Raw genomic sequence first — 13,023 nt, 5'->3', positions numbered from 1 at the left:
GATAAACATGAACATTTTAGCTATAGACACGGCAACCGAAGCTTGTTCGGTTGCGCTTCAATTCAAAGACACTGTGATCACGCGTTTTGAGATATGCCCTCAGCAGCATAGTCAGCGTCTTCTACCCATGGTTGATGAAGTGTTAAAGGAAGCTGAGATTTCGCTGGGCGACCTAGATTTATTGGCTTTTGGTCGAGGCCCAGGCAGCTTTACTGGAGTTCGCATAGCGACGGGAATGATTCAAGGACTAGCGTTAGGAACAGGCTTAAACGTAGCGGGCGTAAGCACGCTTGAAGCTATGGCGTTTGAAGTGGCGTCTAAAACTCAGCACAAAGAAGCATTGATTGCCGTCGCGTCTGATGCGCGTATGGGTGAAGTGTATTTCGCGGTTTACTCACAGTCTCACAGTGGTCTTGTGCTTAGTATTGAAGAGCAAGTTTGTCCGCCTGAAGTGGCTATTGAACAGCTAAACGCGCTTAAGGAAGAGAATAGCGCCGCTGTGATTGCAGCTGGCACCGGCTGGTCTGCCTACGAGGAACTTGACCAGTGGAAGTCTAAGGTATGTAGTGAGGTAACGTCTGATGTCACGCTTCCTAACGCCCAATATATGCTCAAACTTGCAATCGATGCACATAGTAAAGGCGAAGTATTTGACGCTGTGAATGTAGAACCTGTATATCTGCGCGATAAAGTTACGTGGAAAAAATTACCAGGCAGAGAGTAGCGACACGCCGCCAAATATTGGGCGCCCATTATTAACAATAAGATAAATCGAGCAACGGGGAAAAGAGGGGCGAGTCTTAAGGTTAATGCTCGCTTCCCAATGGTATGATTCTTGCCTCAGTTAACTTTGTATGATTATCAATAATAATTTCGCCGTACCGTCTTCCGAACCTTCGCAAGGCCGTGTCGCTAAAATTAACAAAGACCCCGAACAGCAAAGTAAAGGGCAAAGTGAGTCGTCTGCCAAGGCGATCGTCGTTGCGCCCGACGAAAATGGAACGGATAATGCCAAAGCGTACCAAAAATTTATCCGTGAAGACGGCAACACCTATTCTCAAAATGCCATAGCCTCATACACAAGCTTTGAAAAGCAGCAGCAACGCGATTCCATTCAATCGATGTTTGGCGTAGATATCTACGCCTAAATTAAAAAAGTAAAGTGTTACTCCGTGCAGTAAAAAATCTAACAAATTGTTAAATTTCGCACAGCGTTTTGAACAAACGCCTTTCCGATATACTCTAAACGTTGTTTGATAACCTTTATCTATTACATTTATTCGTTACATTAATTGAACAACAGTGGTTGTCTTTCCGTAATAATGCTAGTGTTTAAATGCTAGGACGCAATTTTTCTTTTTAACTTAAATAGATACGTCAAAGTATATAAGAGTTAATAAATGTGTTGCTGCACGTGTAGTTCATGCAGATCTACTTAAAAGTTTAAAGTAGCAACATCTTTTCTAGGGTTTAGAGGAGCGCATTGATGTTTCGTTATTTAGTTTTACTAACAGTTATGTTGTCTGCAGGCTGTACTATCGTTCCAGAGAGTATTGAAGTTCCTGAGGGTACTCAATTAATTACTTATTCTAAGGCGGTTACGTCGGGGGCGAATGCACAAGGTCAAAAAGCTCGCTGGGGCGGTATGATCGTGGGCGTTGAAAACAAGCCTAATAAAACGCTCATCGAGCTCGCTCACTTCCCTTTGAACCACTACGGCAAACCTTCCACAAATGGTGAAACTGCGGGGCGTTTCAAAGTACAGATTGACGGCTTTGTCGATCCTATTGTGTTTGAAGAAGGGCGCTCGGCCACATTTTTGGGCACTATAACTTCGCCAACTTCGGGTATGGTGGGCGAGCAACCCTATATCTACCCTACGATTATCGCTGACGATTACCACATGTGGAGAAAGCAAGAGGTTTACGATGTAAATACGTATTTCTTCAATTACCACACGGGATGGTACTCACCGTTTCATCGCTTCAATGGGCCTTGGATGTATCCCCATTTCAATAGAACTCGAGTTATTCGTTACCAAAATGCACCGAGCAAAGCTAAAATGCCGTCGCGCAATTCAGGTGACAGTAGCACAAGAACCAAGTCGACGGGACAACCACTGCGGGTAGATAAGCAGTAATAGGGTTAATTTTTAAAGCGGCATAACATTGCCGCTTTATATTTTTAAGTAGAGCGATAACGTAAGGGAGGCGGCAAATGTTTGCCAGCATGGAAACTTATGATTGAAACAGAGTTCGATATTGGCGCATTACACTTAGCAGCCTTAGACAATCAAGGTGGTAACAAAGTTATCATTGGTTTACATGGGTATCTAGATAACGCTGAAAGTCTACGGCTGTTAGCGCCTTACCTTCAATCCCATCGTTTTGTTGCTATTGATCTTGCAGGGCATGGCCGCTCCTCGCATCGTGCGCAGGGCACACATTACAATCAAGCCGATTACCTACAAGACTTGTATGCGCTGATAGAATCTCAAAAATGGGATGAAGTTATTTTATTAGGGCACTCCCTTGGCGGAATATTAGCAACCTTGTTTGCTTCTCTATTTCCTGAGAAAGTCACTGCTGTGATAAGTATCGATGCATGTGGACCGCTTACCGAAAGCGAGGAAACCACTGCAAAGCAAATGCGAGAGTCTATTATTAGTCGACATGCCAAATCGCGTAATAAATTACAGATTGTTGATTTAGAAGAAGCCGTAAAAGCAAGATGCAAAATTTCAGATATTCCAGAAGAACACGCACGTTCAATATTGTCTAGAAACTTAACCCAAGATGCTGGCGGACATTGCTTCTGGTCAAGTGACCCTAAGCTTCGCACAAAATCATCACTAAGACTGACAGAAAAGCAGGCAGAATCTCTTATGCGTGCTATTGTATGTCCTGTACTTTTTATTGGTGCATCCAATAGCTTTAAAAATCTCGAAAGCGTTTTTCCCGAAAGAAAAGGGTGGTTCTTAAATGCACAATATGAACAATTAGTAGGCGGTCATCATATTCACATGGAAAATACTGATGATGTAGGGCTAATAATTCGCAATTTTGTTGAGCAATTGTAAATTGTAGCGTTTATTTTTTTTTACACTTCCTATACTATTCGCAAGTTATCAGACCAGTTATATGGGCGCGCCTTCTTAATGCGCTCATCAAATAGTATAAGAATAAAGTAGAGGAGGTTTTGGTGGAAAAAACCTGGCTTAAGCATTACGACCCTCGCGTTTCCGCAGAAATCGATGCCGATCGTTACGCATCTGTAGTAGACATTTTCGAGCAGTCGGTTAAGAAGTTTAAAAATAAAGAAGCCTTCATTAATATGGGGCACTCAATTTCGTTTGAAGAGCTAGATACCTTGTCAGCGCAATTTGCTGCTTACTTACAGTCTAGCGGCCTGAAACGCGGTGATGCTGTTGCAATCATGATGCCCAACCTCCTTCAGTATCCTGTTGCCATGTTTGGGATATTGCGTGCAGGTATGGTTGTGGTTAACGTTAATCCTCTTTATACCGCACGTGAATTGAAGCATCAGCTAAACGATGCCAATGCGAAAGCCATTGTTATAGTCGAAAACTTTGCCTGCACTTTAGAAGAGGTGATTGCAGATACTAATTTGCAAGAAGTCTTTTTGACGGCTTTAGGCGATATGCTTCCCGCGCCCAAGCGCTGGATAGTGAATGCGGTGGTGAAGTACGTTAAAAAGATGGTACCTTCGTTTAATCTACCTGAGACGACGTCGTTTATGTCGGCGGTTAAACAAGGGCAGTCTCTTGAATATACGCGCCCAGACATCGACAGCGGCGACTTAGCATTCCTTCAGTATACGGGTGGCACAACGGGTGTTTCTAAAGGTGCTATGCTTACTCACCGCAATATGGTTGCTAACCTAGAGCAGGTGTCAGGTATTCTAGAAACCGTCATTGAAGAAGGTGAAGACTTTGTCGTAACAGCGCTTCCGCTTTACCATATCTTTGCGCTTCTGGCGAATTGCCTAATGTTCGTTAAATACGGCTGTCGTAACTTACTTATTACGAACCCACGCGATATGCCTGCTTTTGTAAACGAGCTTAGCAAATATCCGTTTACCATTTTGCCAGGCGTTAATACTTTATTTAACGGCCTATTGAACACTCCTGGATTCAGCGAGCTTGATTTTAGCAAGTTTAAGTTCGGCTTAGGCGGCGGGATGGCTGTTCAGCGTCCTGTTGCAGAAAAGTGGGAAAAGGTTACCGGTACTGTGCTTCTTGAAGGCTATGGCTTAACAGAGTGCTCGCCTGTAGTTGCGGTTAACCCACCTCAGATTGAAGCTTATAAAGGCGCAATTGGTATGCCGGTTCCGTCAACAGATATCAAACTTCTTGATGATGACGGTAACCCTGTCGAAAAGGGCGAGCCGGGTGAAATGTGGGTAAAAGGGCCACAGGTGATGAAAGGCTATTTAAACCGACCTGAAGCAACAGAAGAAATTCTAAAAGACGGTTGGTTAGCCACAGGTGACATTGCAACGGTAGATGATGAAGGTTACTTCTATATTGTTGACCGTAAAAAGGATATGATCCTGGTATCAGGCTTTAACGTGTTCCCCAACGAAATCGAAGAAGTAGCTGCGATGCATGACAACATTGTTGAAGCAGCGGCCGTTGGTGTTCCTCATGAGGTCAGTGGTGAAGTGGTGAAATTGTTCGTAGTACGAAACAAGGACTCACTTACTGAGAAAGACGTTATCGCGCATTGCCGTAATCACTTAACAGGTTACAAAGTGCCTAAGCAAGTTGTTTTCAAAGACGACTTACCAAAAACCAATGTAGGTAAAATACTGCGTCGGGAGCTTCGAGACTAATTCCTTTGAAATAGTTTTGTGAAAGCCGGCGTAAGCCGGCTTTTTTATTACTGTGCAAAAATATGCAATATCAATTAATTACAACATCTGAACAACTCGAAAAAGTGTGCACTGCCGCACAGCGTCAAGAGGCGGTAGCCTTAGACACCGAATTTGTACGAACGAAAACCCTTACTCCTCATTTAGGCCTTATCCAGCTGTATGATGGTCACCAACTGGTACTTATCGATCCGCTAGCCATTGACAACATGAGCCCGTTTATCGATCTCATGGAGAATACCGAAGTCGTAAAAGTACTGCACTCGTGTTCTGAAGACATCGAGGCATTCCTAACTGCTTTTGATACGGTGCCAACGCCTGTGTTTGACACCCAGCTTGCGGGAAGTATTTTGGACATGGGGCCATCTCTTGGCTACGCAAAGCTTGTAGAGTTACTGTGTGACATAAGTTTAGACAAAGGAGAGTCGCGTACCGACTGGCTAGCCAGGCCACTTCGCGAAGCCCAGCTTAGCTACGCAGCGAATGATGTGCTGTATTTACTGCCTTGCTATCAACAGTTAGCCAGTAAAGTACAAGAGGCGGGTAAAGTACACTGGATTTACCAGGAAATCGCTTTGCTAGTTGATAAAAAGCGCGCCCAAATGCCTGAAGATTTTGCTTATTTGAGTATTAAAAACAACTGGCGATTAAACAGCGAGCAGCTCACTGTATTACAAGCATTAGCGGCGTGGCGTTTAAATACTGCACGTAAAAAAGACTTGGCTTTAAATTTTGTGTTTAAAGAAGGACATCTATTTGAAGCAGCGCAGCGGCTTATTGATAGCAAGTCTGGCCTTTCTCGCATTAACGGCGTGAATCATCAGTCGGTACGCCGATACGGCGATACCATCATTACGCTAATTGAAGAAACAAGAGCTAGATACGCGCAAACGCCAGAAAAGCTTAGACTACCGGTAGTGCTGCGGTTAATCGATATTGCAAAGTACAAGAAAACGTTGGCTGAGCTTAAAGTCATCAGCGATCAAATAGCGAAAGACAATGCCGTTAATAGTGACGTTATTGCTTCTAAAAAACAGCTGAATCAGCTGTTAAAATGGTATTGGTTTTCGGTTGATGAGACCCGCGTTCAGGGCTTAATGCCAGATGTGCTGTCGACGTGGAGAGAGCCATTGTTTCGCCCTCACGTAACCCGTTTACTTGGCGACGCTCCCGCCCAATAGTGCTTTAAAAGTAATATGGGTGAGCAGAATTGGCGAGAGGTGTATGTTCTGTGGCCAATTTAATCTACATAGTGAACCCAAAAGAAACTAAATAAACGAATTAAGAAAGAGTAAAAATTCTATGCTATGCGCAGTTTATAAAACGCGAAAAAAAGACGGTATGTATTTATACGTACCAAAAAAAGACCATTTTGAAGACGTGCCGGAACCGCTAATGGCAAAGTTTGGTCGCCCTGAATTTGTTACCATTATTGCTTTAGAAAAACGAGAGAAACTTGGCATGGTTGATAAGCAAAAGCTTATCGACGAACTTAATGATAAAGGCTTTTATCTTCAAATGCCGCCAAAAGAAGATAACTTGCTAGAGCAGCACCGCGAATCGCTAGGGCTTTCAAAAACGCCCGATAAGAAGTTCTAAAATTCCATGTTATTAAAGACCCTTAACCGCTTAGTCAACCGAATTACCGTTAATGCTAAGCGTCGTAGCCATAGCCCGTTTCCTCAACCGCGCAATATTGCACTAGTTTTAGTGAGTGTAACCTTAAGCTTCTCACTTACAGTTCATGCCGAAAATCAACTAAGTAATGACAGTAGGTTGAGTGAAGAGGGCTTTAAAAGCTACGTTGCGAATTTGAAAAAAGAAGCGGACGCAAAAGGTATAGACAAAACTAAGTTAGACTTGGCGTTTTCTGACATCACTTTCAGGCCCACGGTCGTCAAGTCAGATAAAAGCCAGCCAGAGAAAAAAATAACGTTAGATGATTATCTAGCAACGCGAGTACCTGACTGGAAAGTAAAACAGGCGGTTGAGCAGTACAACGAGCACAAACTACTGCTTGAAGAAATTGCTCAAAAATACGGGGTTCAGGCACGCTTTATTGTGGCGCTATGGGGTAATGAGTCTAACTTTGGTAAAATACAGGGCAATTTCAGTGTGTTGTCTGCACTGGCATCTTTGGCATACGAAGGGCGACGGGAAAAGCTGTTTAAGGACAATTTTTTTGCGGCACTTCAGATACTAGATGAAGGGCATATCTCTGTCGAGGCGCTTAAAGGCTCTTGGGCCGGTGCCATGGGACAAACACAGTTTATGCCCATATCCTTTTTAAATTACGCAGTGGACTACGACGGCGACGGCAGAAAGGATATTTGGGGAACCAAGGCAGACGTGTTTGCGTCAATCGCCAACTACCTTTCATCTGAAGGGTGGGATAGTGAAGGGACGTGGGGCCGGCAGGTAATATTAACCAAACCGGTAGCTTTTTCAGGGCTCGCAAAATCTAATATGAAGCCCTTGTCTTTCTGGCAGGAGAACGGCGTTAAACGCTACAACGGAAGTGAGCTTCCCAACGCAGAGATTAATGCATCGCTCATTATGCCCGATGGTGAGCAAGGCCGAATTTACTTGGTGTATAACAATTTTCACACGCTGATGAAATGGAACCGCTCATCATATTTTGGTGTGTCGGTTGGGTATTTATCAGAACGAATAAAGCGAGGTTACTAATGGTTTATCGTCACATTGATTTTCAAGGCAATGAAATATCGCTACCCGTTAGTAAAGTGGTTTGTATAGGTAGAAATTACCTAGACCACATAGAAGAAATGAATTCTACCGTGTCTGAAGCGCCATTGTTGTTTATGAAGCCAAAGGCGGCCTTGTGTCATATGGATGAGCCTATTGTCATTCCTACCGACAAAGGCGAGTGCCACAACGAACTGGAAGTGTCAGTGTTGCTCAAGTCACCGCTTAAAAATGCCAGTGAAGATGAGGTCAAAGACGCGATATGGGGTATTGGACTTGGTCTCGATTTAACCCTTCGCGAAGTTCAAGCGGCGCTTAAAAAGCAAGGGCAGCCATGGGAAAGGGCCAAGTCTTTTGACAACAGTGCTCCGCTGTCAGGCTTTGTACCCTTTAATGAAACAATTAATCTGGACGACCTGCGTTTTACTTTAACCATAAACGAAGAGATTAGACAGCAAGGGCATACTGAACTTATGTTGCACAAAATCATACCGCTCATCGCCCACATGTCGTCTATATTTACGTTAGACAGTGGTGATGTGATCCTTACAGGTACGCCCAAAGGGGTAGGTAAGCTTAGCCCGGCAGATAAAGTTGAGGCGTCGTTAGACGGCTTCATAACGGTAAGTTCAAAGGTAGTAGCTGAATGACAGTAGCATTTTGGGAAACCAAATCTTTAGAAGAAATGTCCCAGCAGGAATGGGAATCGTTATGCGATGGGTGTGGTAAATGTTGTCTGCAAAAATTTATCGATGATGATGCGGTAGAAGAATATGAAGTGACCGATCATATCAACGAAAATGAGAAGATTCACTACACTAATATTGTGTGTACGTATTTGAACACAAAAAAATGTGAATGTACCCAATATGAAAGACGCACCGAGTTGGTGCCTGATTGCGTGAAGCTCACTAAAGAAAACTTAAAAGATATTTTCTTTATGCCGAATAGCTGCACCTATCGTCGGTTATACGAGGGGAGGGGAATACCCTCATGGCACCCATTACTCAACAAAGGTAAGAAAAACGTTATGCACGCAAAGGGTATGTCGGTACGCAACAAAACTGTGTTCGAAACTGACGTAGATCTAAACCACTTTGAAGACTATATAGCCATCTGGCCTCTGGAAGATATAGATTAACCTTTCATTTTGCCCGCACTATCTTGCTCTTAAATGACTGCTCAAGCAGTCATTTTTTAACTGTATTAGACTTAAAGCCATGAGAATTGGCAACAAACCTAGTTTATACTCCCACTTTTACACGTAATTAGTTGCGAACTAATAAGGTTTATCGATGAAGGCGTTTGTCCTAAACAGCGTTTGGTTGTCGTTTGTTATAACAAATACACTATCTAATGTTAGTGCACAGGAATTTAGTTTTGAGCACAGCGGTTCGATTAGGCTACGTTACGAAACCTTGAACAACCCTATTTTCCCTACTACTGAAGAAGCACGTTCAAAAACGAATGAACGCCTTTCAACGCGAATTAGATTAAAAGGTGCAGTTGAATATGGTCGTTGGCAAGCAGTTGGAGAGTTGGAAGATGCAAGAGCCTTCATGGACGACAACGATCCCACATTAACGTCTTCACAAGTCAATGCCTTAGAGCCTATCCAGTTCTACCTTTCTTACAAAAGCGCACTGCCTTATATCGACAGTGTATCTATTGGTCGCGTAACGCTAGACCATGGAAGTCGACGATTAATGGGGCGCACACGGTACCGAAATGCTACCAACACGTTTGAAGGGATGCTTGTTGATACAAATTGGCTTGAATGGAGCGTCCGAGCCTTCTATTTGCTCCCTGTAACCCGTTTTCCAAATGATACAGGGGCAATTGATGACAACGAACGTGAGTTTGATAAAAGCTTCAGCAATCGAAAGATTTTCGGTATTTACGCAGAGTCTAAAGACAATGCTTGGAAGGTTCATAGCTATTGGCTAAAAGAGTCTGACTCTGCAGAACTTAGTACGAAAAATCGAGATCTCTATACACTCTCAATAGATCATACCGCGATGTTGCTCAACGACTGGCAGTTTAACATAGAAGCGATTGGGCAAGTTGGTGAGGCTAGACAATCCGCGCTGGCTTCTGATGTGATAGACAGAGATGTCAGAGCATGGATGGTTCATAGTCACATAGGTAAACAAATAAACGATAGTACGTTCTTAAGGGCGGAAGTTGACGCTGCAAGCGGTGATGACGACGCCAGCGATGATACCATACGCGCGTTCGACTCCTTGTATGGATTGCGGCGTTTTGACTTTGGACCTACAGATGTATATCAAACTTTTCCTAGAAGTAACATCTTTGCGCCAGGCCTTCGAAGCGTAACGAAACTTGACGAGTTACACGACATAATGATCGGCTATAAAGGGTTATGGCTGCAAAAAGTTGCTGATGGCGCAAATGACTTCTTGGGGCATCAGGTTGAGCTTCGCTGGCGCTACAACGCGCACGAGGCATTACAGCTAGAGTTTGGAGGCGCTTATCTAGCTAAAGGCGACGCGCTAGATAGTGGTGCATATCCTGATGATTCTATATACGGTTATACGGCGTTGACCTACACGTTTTAAAAAAGCAAGTTGCCGCTTAAAAGCGGCAATATTTTAGGCAGCTTAGCTGTCGTTGATAACCGCATAAAGAAGTGCATCTCTTCCAAATACACGCTTTCTACACAGCCCTTCTTTTATTCCACCAATACGTTCAGCAACACGGATACTTGCCTTATTATTTGGCTCAATAAAGCATTCTAAACGATGCAAATTCATCTGAGAGAACGCAAGCTTTTTCAACGCTTCACAAATTGCTGTTGCTAAGCCTTTACCGCATGCATCTGGTCTTAACCAATAGCCAAGATTTGCCGTCAAATGGGTATGGTGGATATGATTGATAATCCCCATACCCAAACATTTTTCGTCATGTATTAACAAATAGGTTAGGCCGTAGCCTGTTTCGCGTGCCTTCTCCATACCAGTTATACACTGTTTAGATAAAGCTGGAGTAACAGGGCACACGGCAGAGCCAAACCAAGGTTTGACATGATGAATCGACTGTTGGCCTGCATCGCACAGCGCATAGCAGTGTTTCTCTGCGATGCGCTGAATGCTAATTGGGCCTTGCTCAGTATGTATAGGAGGAAGGCGAGAGGGCAGAATGGATAAGTCGATCAAAAGGGTTTCTTATCCAGCAAACGGCATGCAAATACAATGGCAAATACAGCAAAATAAGCAGCAAATATAATTTGCATCCACTCAGCCATTCCCATAGATAAAAACTGCCACGAGTCTTCTAAGCAGTCACCTTCAGCGGCAAACACTGCAGGCAACCACTCGTGAAGTTGAAGCCATGACGGAAAGTTAGGCACTATTTCACAGCTAGCAAAAAATGGATTCGCAGCGTTAAGAATACCCACGTGTTCTTTGGCAATCAAAAAGCCCCAGCCTGCAGCTACAGCCCAACCGGCAAAGCCAAGCATGCGTGTAAAACCGTTGTTTTTTATTACGACAATAAGTGCCGACAATACAATGCCGTACATAGCTGTACGCTGGTAAATACACATTATGCAGGGTTTTAGGCCCATGCCGTATTGAAAGTAGAGGGCAGCAATTTCTAATGCCAAGGACGTGGCGAAAAGCACAAGCCATGAAGACTTGTGCTCTGCCCACTGGCTAATGCTGTGAATAATTCCGCGCATAGATTAGTGACCTACCGCTTGAGCGCCTGCTTCAGCAGCGGTGTGGTGCTCAATAAGATGCATGTCGTAAAGCCACTGAGTAGCATCGGCAAGCCCAATATAGGTTGCGACCAAACCTACGATAGTAAGTACAATTGTGTACGGTAGCGCCATCATTACCATGCGGCCGTAAGACAAGCGAAGTAATGGTGCGATAGCGGAGGTAAGCAAGAATAAGAAAGCTGCTTGACCGTTTGGCGTTGCAACACTTGGTAAGTTTGTACCTGTGTTAATTGCTACTGCAAGCATATCGTACTGGTCGCGAGTGATCTGGCCAGCTTGCAGAGCAGCTGTTACCTCAGTGATGTACACCGAGCCCACGAATACGTTATCACTCACCATCGACAGCACACCGTTGGCAAGATAGAACATGACCATTTGAGTTTCGCCTTCAAACGACAACACCCAATGTATAACTGGCTGGAATAGGCCCTGGTCGATAATAACAGCGACTACACCGAAGAAAACGCAAAGTAGTGCAGCAAAAGGTAGTGCTTCCTCGAATGCTTTACCTAGTGCATGTTCTTCGATAACACCGCTCATTGAAGTGGCAAGCACTATAACGGATAAGCCGATTAAACCCACGGATGCCATGTGTGTAGCCAGGCCTACTATTAGCCAAACACCAATTAGCGCTTGAACTACAAGTTTTGCTGTTTCACGCTTACTGCGGCCTTTATCCATGTGCTCGTTGTAATCGACCAAAATCTGTCTAACTGCAGTTGGCAGTTTGGCACCGTAAGAGAACATGCCGGTCTTTTCCAACACAACGGTGGTTAATAGTCCAAACACAAATACAGGTATCGTAACAGGTGCCATACGGATAAAGAACTCCACGAAATCCCAGCCTGCTTTGTCAGCAATAATCAGGTTTTGTGGTTCGCCTACCATTGTCATAACGCCACCTAACGCTGTACCTACAGCTGAGTGCATCATTAGGTTGCGTAGAAACGCTCTGAAATCTTCTAAGTCATGGCTTCCTAGCTCGTCGTCACTGGTGTGATCATGATCGGAGTGGAACTCTTTGCCTGACGCTACTTTGTGATAAATGGAGTAGAAGCCCAAGCCTACACTGATGATTACCGCCACAACCGTGAGCGCGTCGAGGAATGCAGATAAAAACGCAGACGCAAAAATAAACGAAAGCGAAAGAATTAACTTGTTGCGTACCTTGATAACCAGTTTGGTGAACAAGTACATAAGTAAATCTTTCATGAAGTAGATGCCCGCCACCATAAATACAAGAAGTAGCAGCACCTCTAAATTCACTTCAATCTCATGCATCATATGACCGGGAGTGGTCATACCGATAAACATGGCTTCGATGAGAAGGAGACCACCTGGTTGAAGCGGGTAGCATTTAAGCGCCATCGCTAGCGTAAAAATAAACTGAATGACAAGCGTCCAGCCAGCTATATATGGGTCCACCATAAAGATGAAGGGATTAACAATGAGAAAGGCAATAATGGTTTTTTTATACCAGTCGGGCGCGTGTCCCAGGAAATTCTTATAGATCGCCGCGATCATTGAGGTTTGCATGAGTTCCTGTTCCTTTTACAACAAAGCACGCATTTTGCGCATCTTTATACTGTGTAGTTCCGGTTATTGCATACATAAACTGCTGGCGTTATGCGATTTATTTCGCTTTACCACTGTTTTGCTGCTGTCATTATAGTCGGAAAATA

At 44.0% G+C, this 13,023-nt stretch carries 14 protein-coding genes; 11 read left to right on the top strand and 3 right to left on the bottom strand.

Annotated elements, in window-relative coordinates:
• Nucleotides 1-7 precede the first annotated feature (7 nt).
• The 11 genes from tsaB (at nt 8) to E5672_RS15230 (ending at nt 10,178) form a co-directional block, all read left to right on the top strand.
• A complete protein-coding gene (gene tsaB / locus E5672_RS15280; protein WP_136782983.1) occupies nt 8-724 on the top strand; it encodes a tRNA (adenosine(37)-N6)-threonylcarbamoyltransferase complex dimerization subunit type 1 TsaB in 717 nt (238 codons plus the stop codon).
• Nucleotides 725-854: 130 nt separating this feature from the next.
• Nucleotides 855-1,148 (top strand): hypothetical protein, encoded by a 294-nt coding sequence (locus E5672_RS15275; RefSeq protein WP_136782982.1) that lies wholly within the window; start codon nt 855-857, stop codon nt 1,146-1,148.
• A gap of 338 nt (nt 1,149-1,486) precedes the next feature.
• Nucleotides 1,487-2,140: a Slp family lipoprotein gene (locus E5672_RS15270; protein ID WP_136782981.1), complete on the top strand. Its 654-nt coding sequence runs from the start codon at nt 1,487-1,489 to the stop codon at nt 2,138-2,140.
• A 99-nt stretch (nt 2,141-2,239) separates the two neighbouring features.
• Nucleotides 2,240-3,079, top strand: coding sequence for an alpha/beta fold hydrolase (locus tag E5672_RS15265; RefSeq protein ID WP_136783035.1), 840 nt, complete (start codon nt 2,240-2,242; stop codon nt 3,077-3,079).
• Between the two features lie 122 nt (nt 3,080-3,201).
• On the top strand, nt 3,202-4,854 hold the full coding sequence (gene fadD / locus E5672_RS15260; protein ID WP_136782980.1) for a long-chain-fatty-acid--CoA ligase FadD: 1,653 nt from the start codon (nt 3,202-3,204) through the stop codon (nt 4,852-4,854).
• Between the two features lie 62 nt (nt 4,855-4,916).
• On the top strand, nt 4,917-6,074 hold the full coding sequence (rnd, locus tag E5672_RS15255) for a ribonuclease D (RefSeq protein WP_136782979.1): 1,158 nt from the start codon (nt 4,917-4,919) through the stop codon (nt 6,072-6,074).
• Between the two features lie 121 nt (nt 6,075-6,195).
• Entirely contained in the window at nt 6,196-6,492 is a 297-nt protein-coding gene (locus E5672_RS15250; RefSeq protein ID WP_136782978.1) for a YcgL domain-containing protein, read from the top strand.
• A 6-nt stretch (nt 6,493-6,498) separates the two neighbouring features.
• Complete coding sequence (locus tag E5672_RS15245; protein WP_136782977.1) at nt 6,499-7,581, top strand: lytic murein transglycosylase; 1,083 nt, start codon at nt 6,499-6,501, stop codon at nt 7,579-7,581.
• The gene (locus tag E5672_RS15240; RefSeq protein ID WP_136782976.1) at nt 7,581-8,249 is read left to right on the top strand and encodes a fumarylacetoacetate hydrolase family protein; all 669 of its coding nucleotides are present in this window, start codon (nt 7,581-7,583) and stop codon (nt 8,247-8,249) included. Before E5672_RS15245 ends, E5672_RS15240 begins: the two co-directional genes overlap by 1 nt.
• A complete protein-coding gene (locus tag E5672_RS15235; RefSeq protein ID WP_136782975.1) occupies nt 8,246-8,740 on the top strand; it encodes a YcgN family cysteine cluster protein in 495 nt (164 codons plus the stop codon). The genes E5672_RS15240 and E5672_RS15235 overlap by 4 nt, the downstream gene beginning before the upstream one ends.
• A 154-nt stretch (nt 8,741-8,894) precedes the next feature.
• Nucleotides 8,895-10,178, top strand: coding sequence for an alginate export family protein (locus E5672_RS15230; RefSeq protein WP_136782974.1), 1,284 nt, complete (start codon nt 8,895-8,897; stop codon nt 10,176-10,178).
• A gap of 42 nt (nt 10,179-10,220) precedes the next feature.
• Here E5672_RS15230 and E5672_RS15225 read toward each other — a convergent pair whose 3' ends face one another.
• The 3 genes from E5672_RS15225 to nhaB are packed head-to-tail and all read right to left on the bottom strand — an operon-like array spanning nt 10,221 to nt 12,877.
• Nucleotides 10,221-10,775, bottom strand: a complete 555-nt coding sequence (locus E5672_RS15225) for a GNAT family N-acetyltransferase (protein ID WP_136782973.1) — start codon at nt 10,773-10,775, stop codon at nt 10,221-10,223.
• Nucleotides 10,772-11,299 (bottom strand): disulfide bond formation protein DsbB, encoded by a 528-nt coding sequence (gene dsbB, locus E5672_RS15220; RefSeq protein ID WP_136782972.1) that lies wholly within the window; start codon nt 11,297-11,299, stop codon nt 10,772-10,774. The genes E5672_RS15225 and dsbB overlap by 4 nt, the downstream gene beginning before the upstream one ends.
• Before the next feature lie 3 nt (nt 11,300-11,302).
• Nucleotides 11,303-12,877 (bottom strand): sodium/proton antiporter NhaB, encoded by a 1,575-nt coding sequence (nhaB, locus tag E5672_RS15215; RefSeq protein ID WP_136782971.1) that lies wholly within the window; start codon nt 12,875-12,877, stop codon nt 11,303-11,305.
• Nucleotides 12,878-13,023: the final 146 nt, after the last annotated feature.

This window comes from Alteromonas portus (assembly GCF_005117025.1).
Classification (GTDB): Bacteria; Pseudomonadota; Gammaproteobacteria; order Enterobacterales; family Alteromonadaceae; genus Alteromonas; species Alteromonas portus.
Note: the sequence above shows the minus strand (reverse complement) of the source record. Positions and strands in the feature narration are given on the sequence as shown.